A 20,424-nucleotide genomic window follows, 5' to 3' on the forward strand; every position below is an offset into this window, starting at 1 on the left:
GCCCGCGCTCTGCAATACGGTCGAAGGGGCGCGCTACCGGGACATGCTGGCCAAGGCCGGACAGGCCCGCAGCGACAAGGCAATGGTCGGGCAAGCTTTGGATACTATCAGTCTGGCGCTGGCGCCAATCGCCAACGCCGTCCCGCCGCTTGAGGGAGAAGTGCTGGTCGAGGTCACTCAGTTCACCCAACCGCTCGGCCAGGCGGTGCAGAATGTCATTGCACCGTTTTTTGAAGACAATGACTACCAGCTCTTCAAAGCCTTGCGGCAACGGCTTGATGCCAACCTCACGGCCACCCATCGCACCAACCCGGTCTATCCGGTGGACTACAAAGGCGACGATGTGGTCGATACCTATTTGCGTGGCACGCATCTCAAAGAGCTGTTTCAGCTGCGAACGCCCTTCACCATTCCAGACGAACGCCGCTTTGAGCATATGCACATGGTGGCAGGCTCCGGGCACGGCAAAACCCAGACGTTGCAATACTTCATCTCGAAGGATCTGGAAGCCGTGGCACGGGGTGAGCGGACGATCATCGTCATTGATAGTCAGGGCGACCTCATCAACACCATCCTGGCCGCCAAGACCCTGCCGCCTGAGCAGATCGTGCTGATTGACCCCGAAGACATCGGCTATCCCGTTTGCCTCAATCTCTTCTCGGTTGGACAGCATAGACTGGACAGCTACAACGCTCTGGAAGGCGAACGCCTGACCAACTCCATTATCGAGCTTTACGACTTTGTATTGGGCTCGCTTCTCTCGGCCGGAATGACGGCCAAACAAAGCGTGGTCTTCCGCTATGTGACGCGGCTGATGTTCCACATCCCTGATGCCACCATCCACACCCTGCGCGAGTTGATGGAACCGGGCGGCACGGAGAAATACCAGGAGCACATCAAAAAGCTCGATGGCACGCCGCGCCGCTTCTTCGAGACCGAGTTCGACAGCAAAGAATTCACCAACACCAAGACGCAGGTGCTGCGCCGCCTCTATGGCGTTCTGGAAAACCAGACCTTTGAGCGGATGTTTAGTCACCCGCAATCCAAATTCGACATGTTCACCGAAATGGGTGCAGGCAAGCTGATCCTGATCAACACAGCCAAGAGCCTCCTGAAAGAACAAGGCACTGAAGTCTTCGGGCGCTTCTTCATCGCGTTGATTGCTCAGGCCGCGCAGGAGCGCGCCACGCTGGCCGCCCGCGACCGTTTGCCCGCCATGGTCTATGTCGATGAGGCGCAGGACTACTTCGATAAAAACATCGGTGTGATCTTAAGCCAAGCGCGCAAATACAAGGTTGGCATGGTGATGGCACACCAATACCTCGGCCAACTCTCAAATGGGCTGCAGGAGGCGTTTGAGGCCAATACCTCGATCAAACTGGCCGGGGGCGTTTCGGCCCGCGATGCGCGCGCGATGGCAGGCCAGATGTCTGCCGACCCGCAGCTGATCCTGCAACAACCCAAGGGCACCTTTGCCACTTACGTGCGTGGCCTGACCGAGCGCGCCGTTCCGATGGGCTTCCCATTCTTCGTCTTGGAGAAGCTGCCCCGAGCCACAAAAGATGAGATTGCGGCCATCCGGCAACAGTGCCGCAAGGCCTATGCGGAGCCATGGTCACCCACGGCCCACCATGAGCAACCAGACGAAAATGAACCGCCTGAGCCTCCAGACAAAAACGACCCAGACGACCCGCTCAAGCCTTCGCCAGAGCTCTGAAATCCGGCATCCTGCGCAGTATGACCCGCACCACAATCATTGCCAACCAACCACATCTCCGACCAACAGCCCGTGAGCTGCGCTGGTTTGTCCATATCGACCGCCACGGGCCTCAGAGCAGCGAATTTCTATACGAGCTGACCAAAGACACCCATCGGTGCAAAGACACCGCTCTCAGACGCTTACTGGCCCTCAGAGAAGCTGGATACACTTGTCTGCCACGCCAACAGCGCCAGATCGCCCGTGCGGACTTCCACCCCTATGTCTATGACCTGACGGCGAAAGGCTTTGAATATCTGAGCTACTACCACCAGTTGGAGCGCCACGCCAGACCGACGGGACACTGGTGGCATGGGTTTTGGGTCTCAGCGGTGACCAGTGCTACTGAGATACAGGCAACGCGTACCGATCTGGAATACGTTCCTGCCGCCCGCATTCTGGCCATTAAGCAGGCCACGCTTGGCATGCCCTTAAGCAAGGGTCAGCTCATCCCAGATCAGCTCTTCGCCATCAAGTATCCAGATGGCTATCGCGCCTTCGCATTGGAAGTGGATCGGGGTACGGAGCCGGTGCAGTCTTCGGCGGCGCGCAAATCCTTGCAGCGGTCTGTTGAGCAGTACCGCGAGGTTCTGCGCGGAAGACTGCACCAGCGCCACTATGGGTTGAAGAGCAACCTGATCGTCCTTTGGGTGTTTCAAAGCCGAGCGCGAGAGCGGCAGTTTCGAGAGTTGTTGAGGCCAGATGAGGCTGCGTTTCGGACGGCAGTTGTTGAGATGGAGTTTCCGTCGGTGGGCGTAACGCTAGATGCTGCTAAATTTTTGCTGTCTATCTAAACCACGTTCTCCTCAGTCCCGAAGTAAGTATCCACAGCCATTGCCGCACAAGAGGCAAATGGCGGGAAACGGACCTTCGCTGCGTTTGCCAAACAGCACACTTATCAGCGCGGAAGCAGACATTCGTCGTAGATTAGGTGGAGGGGCCTTACCATTTTGGTGTCGCATCCATGCCGAGCTCAGGCAATCTGAACACAAAGTAAAAGGCAGCAAATAGACCGGTGGACGCATTCTTCCTATCACCTGGTGGGACCGCATACCTTTTCAAGCGGTTTGTATCTTGTCACTTGGTATTTTTTATGAAATATTCCGCGTGACTTTGATTGACGGGCCAGTGCAATGCACGACAAAGAAATTCTCAACTTGCTCCAGCGGGACCTTCGTGAGCCGTTCATCGAGACTATGTTCGATGCGTTGCGCGGTGGCTACGCTGCTGCCTACGATGACGTATCGCAACCGCTAGGGGGTTTCGCGGTCCAACGTCCAAGTACAGAATGGGACGCTGTTGATCTCCGAACTCTTCGAGATGGTCGTCGGGACAACGGCATGAGATCGCTGATGAAGTCCTGCACAGACCACGGCGCGCCGTATCAGGTGAAAACACTGCCCTGCAATGGGCAGACGATTGTGGTTGGCCAGCTCGGCCAACTGCTCGTCCTTACAGAACCAATCGACAACCTCAAAGCACGACCAGAGCGCGCAGCATACAAAGCGGATCTTGCGGCATCACATTTCGCTGTGCGCCAGCTCGAAATGGACCTTGGCGACGGCTGGCGCCAAAGAATAGACGCGCGAAACACAATGCTTGTGGTCATTCAGCACGGCATGAGGGCGGGTGGCTTCAACCGGCGCGACACCTCCCTTTCCATGATGCGCCTTGTCGTGCCCGATGCATCATTCGGATCTTGGCTTTTCCAGGCTAACGTCATGAATGGTGAGTTGGGCTCCGTTCTGGGATGGACTCAAGTTGAGAAGGTGGGAGAAGCCCGCCCAATACAGGAGGACCGCGTCTTTGTTTCGTTGAAGCGCGGCTTGGGAGAAAGAGACATTGAGCTATGAAAAGAGTGGAAGGATTCGTCAGCGAAAGACTGACGCAAGCAAGAGAGGCCCATGGTCTTACGAAAGCTGCGCTAAGCGGGATGTTGGAGATCTCCCCAAATGCGCTAACTGCGTTGGAAACAGGGGTGTCATTGCCACGAGCGGAGACATTTGAGGCGATTGCCGAAAAGACGTCTTTCCCTAGGCAATTTTTCTTGCGCCCTGTTCCGCCCCCTATGAGCGGGCCAGTATTTTGGCGTAGGCAAGCCTCAGAACCACTGCGCTCCCAAGGTAAAACAGCGCAGAGAATCGAGTGGGCCGCTGAAGCTTTTGCTGTTCTTTCCGAATATGTTGAATTCCCGGCGCTCCATCTTCCCCGGTTGGCCGATTGGCCAAGGAACTGGGCCAGCGTCACAAACGAACAGATTGAGGATCTGGCTGACCATTGCAGAAATGTCTGGGGATTGGGATCATACCCAATTCCGGATGTTTGTCTTGCTCTCGAAAACATGGGTATCCCAGTTCTCGCCTTCGAAATTGAGAACAGCAAACAATCGGGATACTCTCGCTGGGCAGATCATATTGAACGGCCAGTCGTTGGCGCGAATATCCTTGAATCATCTGCAGTGCGCATGCGGTTTAATCTTGCGCACGAACTTTACCATGTCCTGGCACACTTTGGGTCAGTTACTGAGAAGGAAGTTCGTCACCCGCAGACCTATCAAGCTATCGAGAAACAAGCCCACAGATTTGCAGGTGCGCTGCTTTTTCCGAGAGACGCTTTCTTGAAGGCAGTTCAGTACCCGTCTTTGGAGGAGTTTGCATCGCACAAACAAGAGTGGGGCATTTCTATTCTTGCTCAGATCAAACGTGCTCAAGACTTGGGTGTTTGTGATTCCGAGTGGGCGCGTGCGCTTAACATTCGCGCGTCGAAGAACGGATATCGAGGAAAACGTGGTGAGCCTTTCGACAAAGAGATGCCGCTGGAAAAGCCTCGCATGTTCCGTCGGGCAATTGATGCGGTCGAAGGTGGAGGCGAGCTTTTGCTGGAACAAGTTCGTCGTAGGCTGTCTTTACCGCGTGTGGGAGAGCAAGAGATTTTTGGGCGTGTATTGGAGACCACTGGCTCGAATGTGATCCAGCTAAAGAATGCAAGGCAGGAGTAGATATGACCAAAATTAAAGGTAAAAACGATGGCCCTGGAGGGCGCAATGAACACTACGACATTGGGAGACGTAAGAACGTTCCTCGCAGAAATGTTGTAGCCGAAATCAAGAGAGGCGAACATCGCGATGCACACGTCGTCAAAGTGAACGGCCGCGAATATGCCCGAGACAATCCAGATAATTCAAAGAAAGATAACGTTAACCGTTGAAGAGGAGTTAGCTATGGCTAGATGCACCGCGCCGGTAAGGGGCCATAAATCAGCGGCCGCCGCCGCTAACTGCCCGGCATGCAGGTACCGTTATGGCGGTTCCCGTAGCTACGGTGGCTATGGCAGCGGGTATACCAGCTATAGACCGAATCCATCTTCTAACTCTTCGGGCGGGCGATCTGTCACTCGCAGTAGTGGAGGAGCGAAGAGCCGCTCAACGAAACCGCGTTGGTCAGGAGCAAGCTCAGCTGTATGGTACACACCTGAGCAAGTTCGGGCGTTAACACCCGTCAGAGAAAACGTTGAAGATCTTGCTGTTTCGCAACCAGATTTAAGAGATGTGTTTCTGTGCCATGCTTGGGACGATCGACAAGGATCTGCCAAGGAGCTACATGATCTGCTTGAACATCTGGGCGTCCGCGTATGGTTTAGTGAGAAGGATCTTGGATTGGGAGTGCCAATGATGCGAGCAATCGATAAGGGTCTGGTGAACTCGCGCGTCGGCATTGTATTGGTGACCCCGGCAATGTTGAAACGTTTACCAGCAGAGGGAGTTGCCGACAAAGAGCTTTCTGCACTCCTTAGACGCGAGCGTTTAGTTCCTGTTGTCCATGGAACTACATACGAGGAACTCGAAAAAGTCAGTCTTTTGTTGGCGTCCAGAGCCGGTCTGAGCACTGCTGAAGAGACAATGGCAGAAGTAGCGTCAAAAATTGCGGAGCTTGTTGACGTCCCAATTCAATGACTTTCAAAGAGGACACCTCAGATAGGCACACCATTCTAGACATGATGACGGCCTTGGCCCAAGGCGATTTGTGCATCAAGAAACTAATTCACTTGCGTCGCGACCAGCGCAAACAAGGCCACACTTTTTGGTTGCGCTGACTGATCTATGCTAAGACCTTCCACAATGTTATTTTAACTCTTGGGCTAGCACCATGACCGCAAAGACTAAGACGCTACGATTCAAGCGTCTAATATCACATGGCTTTTTTGCCCCCGAACTTCCCCCGTGCTTCATTTCGGATGATCTTGCCCGCTACAGAGAAAGTCTATGGAATGCGGTTGAGCTTGTTCCGCGATTGAACAACGCGCGTTACTCAGGCGCCAAACAGTTTGTTTCCGAGCCAGCTTGGTTTTACTTTCCAAGATACGGGCGGGACGACCGAAAACATGCCGTAATCAACCCGATCTCCTATCTTGCGATATCGAAGGTGCTTGCAGACAATTTCGTCCAACTCAGATCGGCTTCTAGAAGTTCGAGATTTAGCACCTCTCCGTTAGTGTTTGATTGGGTCGGTAGCCGCGCGGTCTTCAGGCCCAGCATCGATCTTCGGGATGACTTTCGCGTCAATCTGGCTACGCGACATGAAAGGTACGTTGCGGCCGACATCAGAGCGTTTTTCCATTCGGTATACACGCATTCGATACCGTGGGCGATCTACGGCAAGTCATGGTCAAAGCAAAACCGGCAAATCACGCATTATGGTAACCTCCTGGACCTGTTTTGCCGAAACTCCCAAGATGGCCAAACAATTGGATTACCTGTCGGCCCTGATACATCTCGACTTATTGCCGAAGTCATAGCTTCTGCATTGGACGAGAAGCTTTCTGAGATTGTCCAAATCGAAGACATGGACGCTTCGCGATACATCGATGACTACACAATAGCGGTCGCGAGCGGGATGTCAGGAGACGGAGTAATCGCAGCGGTAAGGCAGGCTGCCACATTTTTTGAGCTTGAGCTCAACAACGATAAATCTGCGGTGGAACATACTTCCAGGCGTCCTTCAACAGGCTGGAAGCAAGCCGCATTAGCTCACGTCCCGCGAAGCGATAGAACGACAAACTCGTTCCTTCGCTTCTTTTACGAAGTTGGAAGAGTCTGTAACGATCACCCAGAGTTAAATGTGGAGAAATTTGCATTCCAGAATGCAAGGTCCGCGTTCGTCAATGCAGACGAGTGGAACGCTTTGCAAAGTCATCTCATCAATGCATATCGACGAAACTCCACATTGGTCTCACTTCTTGTAGAAGTGCTGGTCTTGCGGGAAATCGAACACGGAGATGTGGATAGGGTAAAACTTGCCGGCTTCCTTGAGCGTAGGCTCCCCGAACTCGCTCAAGAAAACAGGACCGGAGAGATCATATGGCTCCTCCTATTAGTAGTTAGACTTGAGCTTGAATTGCCCTCAAGCAAGCTCTTGCCCCTATTTCAGCTTGAAAACTCAATGGTTGCTTTGATGCTAACCTACGCCTCCAATCGAGGCATTGTATCAGGAGCGGTGGATCATAGTACTTGGCAACAACACTTGTCTGGCGAAGGCTTAAAGGGGCCGATGTGGTTGTATGCCTATGAGGCCATTCGCAATGGAACAAACCCATCAACAGACAGAACCTTTATTGAACAAGATCCGTTCTTTTCGGCATTGTTGAACCGAAACATAAAGTTCTTTGATCCCGAGCGCGGTTTCGCCTCAATGGGGTCGGAACTTCGACTTCGCAGAGCTGAGAACACGAGAGCGAGAATTCTCCGCCAAGATTTCCTCGACGACTTTGATTTTGATTTGCTGGAGTTTGATGAAGATGAGGTAGATCAAGAATCGGATATGGAATTTGACGATGAGTACTAGGCCGCGCCACGAGGCTGTTACGAATGGCGGCAAACCGGGCTGCGACAGCAGCATCTAAGCAAAGTGGCCAAGGTCCGCTTAGGGCCGTTCAACAATCACGCGGGCATTATTCAATCTCGTTACAATAAACTCGTGGCCTTCAGTTGGTCGAGCTCAAGTGTCCGGGTTGCCATCCACTTCCCACCACCGTTCGCAGGTTCCACCAAAAACCTGCTGTGCCCGTGCGAAGGCGGCCTCGGATTTCAGTATCTCTGGATCGGTAAGTGCCTTGAAGCATTGTTCATCGGCAAGTGCCTCGCTTTGCGCTCCAGCGCGGTTAGCCGAGCCCATGCTATAGCCCATAAACAGTGTGGCAACAAATGCACCCAATAGCGGGAACAATAAAGGTCCCGGCTTTCGCTCCGAAACACCGAATAGATAAGCGGCCACTCCAGCTACAAGTGTGACGACCGCCGGTATCACATCACCAACAACGCCAATCCGACTGTTACCACCCTGGAAGCCAACTAGACCACCGAATAGTGCCATCACAAATAGCGCACCCAGCACGGAGCCAATTTCCCGCCTCTCGTATACAATGGATATGATCGATAGCAGTGCTGTGAGCGCCACAGCGGCTCCGACTATCGCGACACTTAGAAAGGAGGTAAGCGCCCATACGAAATGGTCACAGGGCAGCAAGTCCACTCCAAATATTGTGAAACAAGAATTCGATTGGTCTTCCAAGGTCTACTGCCCCTGTTGAACAAAAATGATGTTCGAACCCGTCTGAATGGCACGCTCCATCCAAGTGTGCTGCTGCATGAGTTTGGAACTGAAATCGCGTAATTCACTCGATCCATTGTCTTCGGCGACATACCATTCTCCGGCAGAATCAACTTCGCGCATTTCAATGGCACCAGACGCAGTAAGGGTCTCCAACTCTTGATAATAACGCGGAACGCCGCCGTTTTCGCCTATCAGTGCTCCATCTTGCCTTTGCCGGTCCTGCATGTCGAAGCCGAATCCTCCATCAGCGTCGAACCACATGAGGCCGTTATAAGCCCCATCGCCTTGCAAAATGCTAGAGGCCGGATTGCAGTCTGATGTTGGTCCTTTCGGGGAGCATCCCTTTGGTTTCTTTTTCATAATGACGACCAAACCGTTGCTATTTGAATTTTCAACAGCCGAGCAGAAATCCTGCATTTCGTCGCCCATGCCGCGCGCGTTCCAGTGGTCTTGGCAACCGGCATGGGCCAAAGATGCCGAAATCAACAATGGTAAGGATAACAGTATCACGTTCATCTCAGTATCCGCTTTCACTAACTGGTTGCTCTAACAAGTATTACAGTCACGCCAACAATGATATCGCAGCAAAATTTTCACTCAAGTGCTACACAAAATGCCCTGAGATATAACACTCTTTAGGACGGCTTTGTGTGTGTGCCAATACAGCGAATATCTTCTTCGATGGGTCGCATTGCGGCATCATGTTGAAAAGGCGAAGGGCCGTATTGAGCCGTACTCAAAGCATAAGAAAATACCTCATTTAAACAACTCCTTATATCCGGAACTCCACTACCAGTGGGCAGTGATCGGAGGCTTTTGGCCTATCCCAACCCATGCGAGGAAAACGTGGAATGTCGTTGGAATTTGGGACCCGGAACGGCATCCCCATACGTAAGATTTCAGGAAGCCCTACAATCTTCTCAGCGAGGGCCGGAGAAGCAATTATGTAGTCAAGTTGAGTCTTGTGCTTCTCGCCTGCGTAGTAATGCGTCCATCGATCCGAGGCAGGCAAAAGATCGACAAGGTTGACGCCAAATCCATCTTTGAGCAGCGGGTCAATCCCGGATTCATCGGGCCTTTCAATATCTTCGACCTGCCGACCCTCTTCGTCGAGTCGTTTCCTAACCTTGATAACTTGCTGGTAATCGTTCAGATCCCCAACGATACACCAGAAAGCTTCACTTGGGTCCTCAAACTTTCGATTAATAATTTCACGTACTGTGATGGCTTCGAGTTGGCGCATTCCGATACTTTCATCTCTGCCACCGCCCATGGATTTAAAGTGGCAATTGAAAACCGTGACAGGCGCTTTGCTAAGAACCGCTTCGACGCAATCGCGTCTGAAAACCCTCCGGCCTCGTAGATTGCTCGCCTTCTTTTTCGCCTCTGGAAATTCCTCAAGAAGACCTACACCTGTCTCTGTGTCGTCTATCCATGCCGGAGTCAGATCGGCATGTGACCGAGTATACAAAGGCCAATCAGCGTGAGACGCAATTGCGACATCAATTCCTCGCATATCATTACCTTCGTGCAAAACGAGGTGCCGATAACCCTTTTCGCCGAGTTTGGCATAGTATGCCGACATGAACCGCTCTAACGCGCCAAAGCTATCCACCTCTTGAAAGGCGACGACGTCAGCATTCAGCTGTGCGAGCGCGAGCGCGGTGTGTTGGCGCTTGTCATCGTCCTGTGAAATCGAAGCGGTTTGGATGAGTTGTCGAAAGTCTTGGAAGTCGTTGAGGTCTCCATCACCGTATTCAGCAAGGAACTGTGCAATTGGTGCTAGGTATCGAGCTTCACGGCTCTTTGGACCTCGGAGGAATGCATTATAATCATGTCTTGTGAACAGGTTTTCGATGTTGAATGTTGCTAGGCGTAAAGTAACAGGCATCAAATAAATCCTCTGCCAAAAATTTCCCAATTGTCCTACTTTGAACCGTACTCGCCTTGCTTCATACAAATCAACCTTTGAGAGAGTCCCGGTATTCCGCGCTCCACTTTCTCAATGCGAAGAAATATGTCTAATACACGTTGTGCTTTCGACAGCAGGCTTTTAGCAACACAACAACTTCGCACGAGCTACGACTGTCGGCAAAGCGGGTTGCGACCGCAGCAACCGCAGCATTGGGACGACTAGGTGAACGGCAAGTTTGGCTGAATTTGTAGGGTGGCCAGCCTTGCAAAGCCAGCCACCCAGCTCCTGTAGCCAGGAGTGTCGGTTTGGTTCTAACGCTGCGCCAGACGTTGTTCGAGCCACTCCAGCACTTCAATCTCAACCCAACCCACTCGGTTCGGGCCTAGCTGTACCCGCTTGGGGAATAGGCCTGCCTTCTCCAGACGTGCGGTGTGTTGCGGTGAGTACAAGACCAGCTCCTTGACCTGGCGTTTTGAAAGTATCCTCATCACGATCTCTCCTTGATAGAAGAGCATCGCGATGCTCGGGTTTCGACAATTTCCCCGAGGAGCCATAAAGTTAGCAGTTTGCACTCAAGTTGGCGAGAAATTCGTCATATGCAGATACGGCAGCAGTCATTTCCTCCAGATAGGTATGCCGGTTATAAACCGCTGCAACGCCGCTGATCGTCCCTGAGACGTGATTGAGAAGCTTTTCGGTAACATGGATCGGCGTGCCGATTTTTGCGTGAGTGGTTGCGAAAGTGCGGCGCAAATCGTGCAGGGTATATGGTGCGACGCCTGCAAGCCCTTCATCAAACCGCTTCTTGTGCCATGCCCAAGTTGTAAACGGTTTGTCAAAGTCAGTGGCAGCTGGAAACAACAAGTCTCCAGTATCGGGAAGGTTATGTATGACGGCTTGCGCCATAGCAGTTAGCGGAAATCGGTGTTCACGGCTGTTTTTCGCAAAGCCTTTGGGGAAGAGAACTTGATCGCCCGAAATCCATGACCTTCTAAGCATCCCCACCTCGCTACGTCGCTGCCCAGTGTAAAGCAAGAGTTGGACGATTGGTCCAAAAGGGAATGGTGTTTCGCGGGCATGGTTCAAGACCTTTCGGAGTTCTTGTTCATCCAACACCCTGTCCCGTTCTGTTGAGCTTTGCTTCATCGGCGGCACAACAGAATACTCAATCAATCCCTGCCGAACACACCAATTCATTAAGGTACGAATAGCAACGTACGCATGGGATTGCTCGGAAGGGGTATCCGATAGTTGAGAGATGACCTTCATAACCTGAGCTCTGGTAACCTCCCGAACGTCGTCCGTGAAAGAGAAATGTTTATGCAGCAAACGACGATAGTCGGCCACGGTTCGTGGCTTGTTGCGGCGTTCGCAGTCCGCGAGAAAGTCTTCTCTAGCTTTATCAAACGAGACGATTGGCCGTTCAGGTGCAAACACCCCTTCGTCCAATGCATTGTTGGCCAATAGTTGTCTTGCTTGTTTTCGAGCATCCGCCAAGGACAAATCCGGATAGCGCCCCAAGGTCTTACGCCGTCGCTTCTCGCCCAACAATACAATGTATGATCGGCTGCGCGTCGAACACCTCACACCAAAGTTTGGGGTGAGTTCGTCCCAGTATGTGATCTGTCCGTTCGTAGACAAAGGAAGCTTCTTGATGGCTAAGTCTGTCAAACGAATTCGCATCTTAGGCTCATTTCAGGCTCATAAATCACGTGTGTTTGGGCGTTTATCTATGTTCACCTATACACGGATCTTGGTGCCATATCCATATAATTCAATATTTTACATGAATGTATGTTCACCTACGATTCATGTATGCAGCGGATTGCAAATCCGTGTACACCGGTTCGATTCCGGTACTCGCCTCCAAATGGTTTCAAGTACTTAGCTCTCTCCTCTCTTTGCCCCACCGGGGTCCTTTGCAATTGCGTTTACGGTTCGCCTTCGCGACGCGGCTTTTCGCGCCGCAGTAAGTCGGGGACTTCCGCGCGCGCGGCAGGCGAAACCGCGGCGTAACGTTGATGACAGCGGCGGCGCGACGCGGCATCCAGCCCCTATCCAGCGCAAACGGACGCTTTAAACTCAGCTGCAGAAGATCAACTGGAATATGGAACAGCTAGGAAGATAGATGCTGGCGGTTTGAGCGCACGCCGTTATGTGAGATACCGAAAACGCAACTGCGCGTGGTTGTGATTAGCAGAGATGGCCAGCGTCAGGCCGGCCATCCCGCTAACGCGATAAATGGTTACTTGAACCACCAACGTTCCATCCAGCGCTCACCATCCAGATCCCAGTTCGAACCCAGTTCGCCATGCCCGACCTTGTCATTCAGGGCAAATACATAATTGGCGAACATTGGAACGATGACCCCGCCATTATTGGATACGATGTCCTGCATTTCCCAATACATCTCGCGCCGCTTGTCATCGTCAAGTTCCGCACGGGCCGTGACCATCAGTTCCTCGAAACGCTCGTTGCACCAGAAGCTGTCATTCCATGGCGCACCGCAGGAGTACGCGGTCGCAAACATCTGGTCCTCGACGGGACGGCCTGCCCAATACACAGCGCTAAAGGGTTTCTTCATCCAGACATCAGACCAGTAGCCATCATTCGGCTCCCGGACGGGCTGCAGGTCGATGCCGCATCCCTTGGCCGAGTTCTGGTACAGCGTGATTGCATCAACCGATCCGACAAATGCCGCATCCGAACCAGAGAGGGACACGGAAAGGTTATCCAGCCCGGCTTGCTGCAGATGCCATTTTGCCTTCTCCGGATCATATGTCTTCTGAGCGAGTTCTGAATTGAAGTAACGTTGACCCGGACCGACGGGATGATCGTTCCCGATTGAGCCGTAACCAAACAGAATTTTTTCAACCATTTCTTCACGATTCACCGCGTATTTGAGAGCCTGGCGAACGTGATTGTCGGTAAAAGGATCCTGGTTCGAGGACATCGCGAAAGTGTAATGCTGGGTGCCGGCAACAGATTGGATGACCACACCCGGTTTGCGCCCCAACAAGCCCGCTGTCTTCAGATCAACGCGGTCCACCGCATCCACGTCTCCCGATACAAGGGCCGTCGTGCGCGCGTTCTGATCAACCAGCGAAATCATCTCGATACTGTCGAACCAGCCGACTGAATCGTTCCAGTGGTTCGGGTTGCGTTCGAACGTGGCGCTGACACCAGGGTCAAAGTTCTTCATCGCGTAGCTGCCGCACCCGATACCGTCACGCCAGTTCATCTTGTCGCCGTCGGCGGGACAGATCGCAAGGTGAAAATCGGACAGGATGAACGGGAAGTCGGCATTCCCGCCATCAAGCTTGAAGACCACCGTATCGGTGCCATCTGCGGTGATTTCCTTGATCGGGGCAACGATCGGCCCCGCCGCCGAAGTCGAGTCTTCCCCCCGGTGGTGATTGATCGAGGCAATGACATCCTCAACCGTCACGTCCTTGCCGTTGTGAAACGTCAGTCCCTTGCGAATTTTGAAGCGGTATTCGCTGGCGTCGGCACTTGCCTCCCAGCTTTCAGCGACTTCCGGCCTCAATGTGCCGTCCTGTGCCACTTCGGTCAGACGTCCGTGAACACCATGGTTCAATGCACTTGTGAATCCGTTTTCGGATGTGCCGGGATCAAGAGTGTCGCTGGTCTGACCGTGGGCCTTGCCCATTCGGAAATGGCCGCCACGCTTGGGTGCGGCACTGGCTGCACTAAGTGGAAGTGCAGCCGCGACTGCAGTTGCTGCGGTTGTTTTCAGAAACTTGCGGCGGTCAAACTGTGTCAGATTGGATAAGGGCATTTTGTTCCTCCGGTGACTTTTTCTTTGCTGACGATGACTTTCAGGTCAGTAGGTTGCAATCGACGGACCACCTGCATCAGCATCAGGTGGAAAGCCTCGGTTCAAACTTTCAGAAAGCTGTTCTCGCTGCGCGGCGTAGTCCGGATCAGCGAACAGGTTCACATGCTCTCCGGGATCGGTGTTGAGATCAAACATCTCACCCCAGTCCGGCTTCTCGGGGTATCGGGTAAGGCGCCAATCCTGCGTTAAAATGGTATGATTGTAAGTCTCTTTCCGCGTCCGCGGATGATATTCGGCAAAGAGTTGTTTGCGCCCTGGCGCATTCGGGTTCGCCATCACCCGGTGAAACGAAGTGCCATCCGTTTCAGAGCGTTGGAGCCCGAGATAGGATTGCAATGTCGCCCGCAGGTCAAGATGGCTGGTGATGCCGCTTCGATCTCCGGGCGGGATATCGGGGCCGGCCATCAACAAAGGCACTTGCAACAGGGATTTATAGGGGCTGGGGCCTTTGCGGATTAAACCGTGATCTCCCAGCAACTCTCCGTGGTCGGACGAAAAGATGACCAGTGTTTGGTCTGTCATACCGCACTCTTCCAGTTGAGAGAGGATGCGGCCGACGCAATCGTCGATCATCGACACCATGCCATAGGTATGAGCGACAGCCAGGCGCATTGACGCCTCTGAAATCCGCTGCGTGGTCTGCATGAACCCCTGTTCCCTTGGAGGACCGGGGTTGCGCAGAAAGTCCACATAGCTTTTCCCGGCCTCTTCGCGGTCAGTCTCCATGATGTAGGAAGGCATGGCCGATAGTTCACCCGGCACTCGGGACGGTAGTGGCATCTCGGCCGGATCATACAGATGACACCAGGGGGCTGGTGGTGAAAACGGGTGGTGAGGATCCGGGAAGGACACAAAAAGGAAGAACGGATCGTCGCCATCGCTGTTTTTCAGGAATTCACAGGACCGGTCTGTGATCCAGCTGTTGTAGTGCAACTCGGCCGGTATCGCGGATTTCCAAACTTCATCCAGATCGTCGGGCCGCGGTTCCAACGCGTTTTCCGGCAGGTAAAGCTGTGCTGCTTCAGGTGCCACCTCATTCAGCCATCGGGCGTAGTGGCCTCCCTCCGTGGCGCTGACAGATTCACCGATCAGGATATCAACCTGATCAAAGCCATAAAACGGCCCGCGCCAGCGACTGCTTTCCGGCAAAGTCCAGAATGCATTCGAATCCGGCATCGCGTATTCTTCCCCGGCCAGTATGGGCTGGAAATGAAACTTGCCAACACCATGCGTGCGGTACCCGGCGGCCTTCAGATCATGAGTGATCAGAGGCGTGTTTTCCGGCAAAGCAACACCATTGCGGGTCAGTCCATGATGGCGCGCAAAAAGCCCGGAAAACAATGTGGAACGGCTGGGTGAACAAATCTGGTGAGGCGTGAAATGATTGCGAAACGTTGCGCCACGCTGCGCAAGCCCATCAATGTTTGGGGTTTTCACAAACTGATTTCCGGTGCAGCCCAGGCTATCCGAGCGTTGCTGATCCGTCATTATCATCAGTACATTTGGCGGCATGCGTATCCTTTTCGCTGGCCGCAAACGTACAGAACCACTGACATTCGATAAAATACTTTTATTTTCCTATGATATTTGCAAAACAGATATCATGTTCTCGCAAAAACACCTGCAGATCTTCCGGGCGGTGATGTCTACAAGGTCAGTCTCCCGCGCCGCAGATCGGATGAACCTGTCCCAACCGAGTGTAAGCCGTATTCTGGGAGAGCTTGAACGGGAGTTCGGGGCCTCCTTATTCGTTCGTAAAAGCAAAGGTGTCGACCCGACACCCGAGGCGGAAGCCTTCCTTGAAGAGGTCGAGCGTCACTATCTGGTCTTACGGAATTTAACCGAGGCGGCAGCTCAGATTTCCCGCAGAGAGAGGGGAAGGCTGACCTTTGCGACGATGACCGCCGCATCGCTTGAAATTGTGCCCCTTGCGCTGGAAAAGATGAAGGCCGGTGAAAAGCTGTTGACCGTCAACTGGCATGTCAAATCATCGAACTGGGTGATCGATTTCACGCGCTCCGGAACGATCAATACGGGTTTGGCGAGTATAACAAATCTGCCAACTGGTATGCATATTCTGTACGAAAGCTCGGTTCCTCACATGTGTTTGCTGCAAGCAGACCATCCACTTGCACAACACTCCGGTTCTCTGAAGCTTCGCGATCTGCGCCCCTATCGTGTTGTCGGTTTGCTTGGCCAGGTCGCTGATGAAATAGCGATACGACAGATCGGCGCAAATGCGTCCACCCCCATGAATGCTGAGACATCGCTCGCCGCTATTGGGCTCTCCAAGCATTGCGGCGGCATACCAATCGTGGATGCTTTCACCGCTCATAGCTGGATCAAGCACAATGGGGGGCTGGCGCGCCCTGTTGTGGATTTAATCGCGTATCGGTTTGCGATGTTCGAACCCTCGGGGGTCAAAGCCGCGATGGTGGATCGTGAGTTTCAGGGTTTTCTGGTGAAGGAAATCGAATGCGTTCGAGCGTGGGCAGAAACCCAAAGCACCGCTGATACCTAAAAAAGGCAGCTTGGCGCAGATCGCGTCCATTGGTGCATGATGCAATATGTGTCGGTTTGGCCTCAGAGCCGACGCTACCCGCCCTTCTTTATTCAAACACCGCCGCACGCCCGGCCATGTTGGCGGCAATCACTTCCATCTGATGGGGTTTGCCGATCAGGTCCGCCTGTTCCCGGCTTTCAGCCAGCAGCACGGCATCTGCGTCAGCCCCGCTTTCGGCCACGCCAATCAGCTGTTTGGCGGCGCGGATCGCCGAGGGGCTTTTGCCTGAGATCTCGGTGGCCAGCTCGGTGGCGCGGGCCAGGGGATTTTCGGCCAGTTCCGTCACCAAACCCCAGCGTTCGCCCTGCTCGGCCACCACGGGCGTGGCGGTATAGGTCATCTGGCGGATTACGTCCGAGCGGGTCAGCCGGGGCAGTAACGCCATGCCGCCCATGTCGGGGATCAGGCCCCATTTCATCTCCATGATTGCCAGTTTGGTGTCGGGCGCAGCGATGCGGATATCGGCCCCAAGCGCCAATTGGAACCCGGCCCCATAGGCAACCCCGTGCAACGCCGCGATCACCGGCATGGGCAGCCTATGCCAGACCATGGCCACCTCCTGAAACAGGTTGGTATTTCCATGGGTGCGCGGCATCACGATGGCCTCGGGATCACCGGCCGCAAGAGTCGCAAAGCTCATTACGTCAAGACCGGCGCAGAACGCAGCGCCCTCGCCCGACAGCACCACGGCCCGCACGTCTGCATCCATCAGAGACTGACCAGCCGCGACGATGGCTTCGGCCATCTCGGGATCGACGGCATTGCGTTTCTCACCCCGGGTCAGGGTGACATGGGCGATGTGGTTCTCGATCTTGGTGGTGACACGGGTCATGGGCGCTCTCCTTTGCCAACAGAGATGCGCAATCCCGCGCGAAATGCCAGTGCGACGTTAAGGCACAAGCCGGTCCACGGCGCGCATCATGCCCAGCGATTTGTCGTAAACCAGCGTCAGGACACGCCGCCCGCCAACCCTGGAGGCAATCACAGGCAGGCTGCGGACAGTTCCGGCGGCGAGGGTGGCGGCAATGAAGCCGCGGCGTGACAGATTGGGCATGGGATGCCTTTCGTCCAGTTGAGAATGATTCTCAGGTAAGCAATCTGCGTGCGCTCTTCAAGGGCTTGCGCCCTTTGCACCCATGGCTTTATCTGGCCGTCATGACCGGACCACGCTACACCCCACTTGCCAAATCGCTGCCTGCCACCGTGCCGTTTGTTGGCCCGGAACAGCAGGAACGCGCCCGTGGCGCGGTGTTCGATGCGCGGCTGGGGGCAAATGAAAACGTGTTTGGCCCCTCGCCCGAGGCGATTGCCGCCTTGCAGGAAGGGGCCGCGGAAATCTGGCAATATGGCGATCCGGCCAGCCATGATCTGCGCGCGGCTTTGGCCAGCCATCTCGGCATCGCCCCCGAAAATATCGTTGTGGGGGAAGGGATTGACGGGCTGCTGGGATATCTTGCGCGTCTGTTGGTCGGCCCCGGCGATGCGGTTGTGACCTCGGACGGGGCCTATCCGACCTTCAATTACCATGTGGCGGGGTTTGGTGGCGTGCTGCACAAGCTGCCCTATCGCGAGGATCACGAAGACCTTACAGCGCTGATCGCCAAGGCGCATGAGGTGGATGCGAAGCTGATTTACCTGGCCAATCCCGACAACCCGATGGGGACATGGCATGCCGGGTCGGTGATCGAAGATGCATTAGACACCCTGCCCGATGGCTGCCTGTTGCTGCTGGACGAGGCCTATATCGAATTTGCCCCCGCCGGTACGGCGCCGGTGATTGAAATCGAAGATCCGCGCGTGATCAGAATGCGCACCTTTTCAAAGGCCTATGGGATGGCGGGCGCACGGGTGGGCTATGCGTTCGGGGCGCGCGACCTGATCACCGCCTTTGACAAGATCCGCAATCATTTCGGGATGAACCGCGCGGCGCAGAGCGCAGCAGTCGCCGCCTTGGAAGACACACTGTGGTTGCAGGAAACCTTGGATCATGTTGCCCGATCGCGCGATGAAATCACTCGGATCGCGCAGGACAATGGGCTGACTGCCCTGCCCTCGGCCACCAATTTCGTGGCGATTGACTGTGGGCAGGACGGGGATTTCGCACGCAAGGTGCTGAACAGCCTCGTGGATCAGGGTATTTTCGTGCGCATGCCGTTTGTTGCCCCGCAGGATCGCTGTATCCGCATCAGCTGTGGGCGACCTGAGGATCTGGTGCTTTTTGCAGCGGCCCTGCCCAAAGCATTGGCAGAGGCGCGCCGCTAACCCGTTCACCAGAATTTTAACGGGAATTTCGGGCGGTCTGCGGTATGATTAACCTATGCAACGCGGAAACCTGCCAGAAGCCCCCAATTACACCAACGCCGCCCTCGTAATGGGCGCGGTGAACCTGTTTTGGATGCTTGGCGTGGTGCTGGTGGTGTTCGGCCTGCCCATGGTTCTGGCCACCGGGTTCGTGCTGGACCGGTTGATCTGTTGGTGGGGGCAGCGGGGCTAGGCCCCTTTGGCAATCACGGTGGTCGCCGCATCCAGCCCGCCTGTGCCATGCGGGATATCCAACGCAGACAGCCCCGCCTGTATTGCCCCCAACATGCCCAGCACCATATGCGCGTTCACATGGCCCATATGACCAATGCGGAAATAGCCGTGCCAGGCGGGATCTTCCGGTTCGGCCATGCCGAGGCCAATGCCAAGGGTCACGCCCGTCTCAGCCGTCAGCCAGTCGCGTAGCCGTGTCGCCATCGGCGCAGGTAGGCTGAGCGAGGTGACGGCGCGGCTACGATGCTCGGGCGCGGCGACATTGAGTTTGAGCGCCCCGCCCTGCTCCCAAACCTCGCAGGCGGCCCATATGGCATGGGCCAGACCCTCATGCCGCTGCCAGACCGCCTCAATCCCCTCATCGTGGATCATGTCCAGCGCGGCGCGCAGGCCATAGAGGTTCTGGGTCGGCGCGGTGCCAGCGAAATACTGATAGTAAACCTCGGGGTTGGCGCGCTGGGTCCAGTCCCAATAGCTGGAGACACGCGGCATGGCGGCGCGCCGGGCGACGGCCTTGTCGTTGAAGAACACGAAACCAAGGCCGGGCGGGCCCATCAGACCTTTCTGGCTGGCCGCGGTCATGACATCGACGCCCCAGTCGTCCATCTCGAACCGGTCACAGGCCAGCGAGGCAATGCAGTCGACCATCAAAAGAGCCGGGTGGCCGGTGGCATCCAGCATGCCGCGCAGGGCCGCAATATCGTTGCGGATCGAGGTGGATGTGTCCACATGCGTGGCCAGCACGGCCTTGAAACTGTGGGACGTATCCGCGTGCAAAGCGGCCTCGACCACGTCCAGATCAACCGGGGATTGCTTACCGAAATCAAGCACATGCGGCGTGACCCCAAGGTTCTCGGCCATCCCGGCCCAGCCATGGGCGAAATGGCCGGTGGCGGGCACCAGCACGGCATCGCCGGGCGCGAGGACATTGGCCAGCGCCGCCTCCCACGCAGCGTGGCCGTTGCCGATATAAATCGCCACATGATACCGGGTGCGGGCCACACGCCGCAGATCGGGGATCAGGCCATGGGTCAGTTCGATCATCTCGCCCTCGTAGATATTGGGCGAGGCACGGTGCATGGCGCGCTGGACAGCATCGGGAATGACCGACGGGCCGGGAATGGCCAAGTAAGACCGGCCGTTGGCAAGGCTCATGAGGGGATGCTCCTGTAAACGTCGCGGGCACTT

Annotated in this window: 20 protein-coding genes; 10 read left to right on the top strand and 10 right to left on the bottom strand. The window is 54.9% G+C overall.

The features are described 5' to 3' along the window. The 7 genes from V6N02_RS12065 to V6N02_RS12095 form a co-directional block, all read left to right on the top strand. Positions 1–1,717, top strand: a 1,717-nt coding sequence (locus V6N02_RS12065; protein WP_371225851.1) for a type IV secretory system conjugative DNA transfer family protein, incomplete at its 5' end; no start/stop codon positions are given. A 20-nt stretch (positions 1,718–1,737) separates the two neighbouring features. After that, positions 1,738–2,550 (top strand): replication-relaxation family protein, encoded by an 813-nt coding sequence (locus V6N02_RS12070; protein WP_371225852.1) that lies wholly within the window; start codon positions 1,738–1,740, stop codon positions 2,548–2,550. Between the two features lie 339 nt (positions 2,551–2,889). Beyond that, the gene (locus V6N02_RS12075; RefSeq protein ID WP_371225853.1) at positions 2,890–3,609 is read left to right on the top strand and encodes a hypothetical protein; all 720 of its coding nucleotides are present in this window, start codon (positions 2,890–2,892) and stop codon (positions 3,607–3,609) included. Beyond that, positions 3,606–4,754, top strand: coding sequence for an XRE family transcriptional regulator (locus V6N02_RS12080; RefSeq protein WP_371225854.1), 1,149 nt, complete (start codon positions 3,606–3,608; stop codon positions 4,752–4,754). Before V6N02_RS12075 ends, V6N02_RS12080 begins: the two co-directional genes overlap by 4 nt. A 2-nt stretch (positions 4,755–4,756) precedes the next feature. Next, positions 4,757–4,963 carry a DUF3892 domain-containing protein gene (locus tag V6N02_RS12085; RefSeq protein WP_371225855.1) on the top strand — a complete coding sequence of 69 codons (207 nt, stop codon included), beginning with the start codon at positions 4,757–4,759 and terminating at the stop codon, positions 4,961–4,963. A 13-nt stretch (positions 4,964–4,976) separates the two neighbouring features. After that, positions 4,977–5,708 carry a toll/interleukin-1 receptor domain-containing protein gene (locus V6N02_RS12090; RefSeq protein WP_371226362.1) on the top strand — a complete coding sequence of 244 codons (732 nt, stop codon included), beginning with the start codon at positions 4,977–4,979 and terminating at the stop codon, positions 5,706–5,708. Between the two features lie 193 nt (positions 5,709–5,901). Then, positions 5,902–7,596: an RNA-directed DNA polymerase gene (locus V6N02_RS12095; RefSeq protein ID WP_371225856.1), complete on the top strand. Its 1,695-nt coding sequence runs from the start codon at positions 5,902–5,904 to the stop codon at positions 7,594–7,596. Between the two features lie 153 nt (positions 7,597–7,749). Here V6N02_RS12095 and V6N02_RS12100 read toward each other — a convergent pair whose 3' ends face one another. From V6N02_RS12100 to V6N02_RS12130, 7 genes are all read right to left on the bottom strand, one after another. Next, positions 7,750–8,208 carry a hypothetical protein gene (locus tag V6N02_RS12100; protein WP_371225857.1) on the bottom strand — a complete coding sequence of 153 codons (459 nt, stop codon included), beginning with the start codon at positions 8,206–8,208 and terminating at the stop codon, positions 7,750–7,752. Positions 8,209–8,325: 117 nt separating this feature from the next. Beyond that, entirely contained in the window at positions 8,326–8,880 is a 555-nt protein-coding gene (locus V6N02_RS12105) for a hypothetical protein (RefSeq protein ID WP_371225858.1), read from the bottom strand. 256 nt (positions 8,881–9,136) lie between these two features. Next, a complete protein-coding gene (locus V6N02_RS12110) occupies positions 9,137–10,255 on the bottom strand; it encodes an endonuclease/exonuclease/phosphatase family protein (protein ID WP_371225859.1) in 1,119 nt (372 codons plus the stop codon). Positions 10,256–10,590: 335 nt separating this feature from the next. After that, positions 10,591–10,767: a helix-turn-helix transcriptional regulator gene (locus V6N02_RS12115; protein ID WP_371225860.1), complete on the bottom strand. Its 177-nt coding sequence runs from the start codon at positions 10,765–10,767 to the stop codon at positions 10,591–10,593. A gap of 70 nt (positions 10,768–10,837) precedes the next feature. Then, complete coding sequence (locus tag V6N02_RS12120; RefSeq protein ID WP_371225861.1) at positions 10,838–11,962, bottom strand: tyrosine-type recombinase/integrase; 1,125 nt, start codon at positions 11,960–11,962, stop codon at positions 10,838–10,840. A gap of 562 nt (positions 11,963–12,524) precedes the next feature. Next, positions 12,525–14,078: an ABC transporter substrate-binding protein gene (locus tag V6N02_RS12125; protein WP_371225862.1), complete on the bottom strand. Its 1,554-nt coding sequence runs from the start codon at positions 14,076–14,078 to the stop codon at positions 12,525–12,527. Positions 14,079–14,123: 45 nt separating this feature from the next. Next, positions 14,124–15,650, bottom strand: a complete 1,527-nt coding sequence (locus V6N02_RS12130) for a sulfatase family protein (RefSeq protein WP_371225863.1) — start codon at positions 15,648–15,650, stop codon at positions 14,124–14,126. On the opposite strand from V6N02_RS12130, the gene V6N02_RS12135 reads away from it, so the two are divergent. Continuing rightward, positions 15,649–16,659 carry a LysR family transcriptional regulator gene (locus V6N02_RS12135; RefSeq protein ID WP_371225864.1) on the top strand — a complete coding sequence of 337 codons (1,011 nt, stop codon included), beginning with the start codon at positions 15,649–15,651 and terminating at the stop codon, positions 16,657–16,659. The two genes, V6N02_RS12130 and V6N02_RS12135, sit on opposite strands and share 2 nt — an antisense overlap. 88 nt (positions 16,660–16,747) lie before the next feature. On the opposite strand, the gene V6N02_RS12140 is transcribed toward V6N02_RS12135, so the two are convergent. Continuing rightward, positions 16,748–17,533, bottom strand: coding sequence for a crotonase/enoyl-CoA hydratase family protein (locus V6N02_RS12140; protein WP_371225865.1), 786 nt, complete (start codon positions 17,531–17,533; stop codon positions 16,748–16,750). 57 nt (positions 17,534–17,590) lie between these two features. Beyond that, positions 17,591–17,755, bottom strand: coding sequence for a Tat pathway signal protein (locus V6N02_RS12145; RefSeq protein WP_371225866.1), 165 nt, complete (start codon positions 17,753–17,755; stop codon positions 17,591–17,593). A 101-nt stretch (positions 17,756–17,856) separates the two neighbouring features. Between V6N02_RS12145 and V6N02_RS12150 the strand changes: the two genes are divergently transcribed. Next, positions 17,857–18,963, top strand: coding sequence for a pyridoxal phosphate-dependent aminotransferase (locus tag V6N02_RS12150; RefSeq protein WP_371225867.1), 1,107 nt, complete (start codon positions 17,857–17,859; stop codon positions 18,961–18,963). A 55-nt stretch (positions 18,964–19,018) separates the two neighbouring features. Next, the gene (locus V6N02_RS12155; protein WP_371225868.1) at positions 19,019–19,195 is read left to right on the top strand and encodes a hypothetical protein; all 177 of its coding nucleotides are present in this window, start codon (positions 19,019–19,021) and stop codon (positions 19,193–19,195) included. Here the strand turns inward: V6N02_RS12155 and V6N02_RS12160 are convergent. Continuing rightward, entirely contained in the window at positions 19,192–20,391 is a 1,200-nt protein-coding gene (locus V6N02_RS12160; RefSeq protein WP_371225869.1) for a pyridoxal-phosphate-dependent aminotransferase family protein, read from the bottom strand. The two genes, V6N02_RS12155 and V6N02_RS12160, sit on opposite strands and share 4 nt — an antisense overlap. Positions 20,392–20,424: the final 33 nt, after the last annotated feature.

The organism is Roseovarius conchicola, assembly GCF_041403425.1.
Classification (GTDB): Bacteria; Pseudomonadota; Alphaproteobacteria; order Rhodobacterales; family Rhodobacteraceae; genus Roseovarius; species Roseovarius conchicola.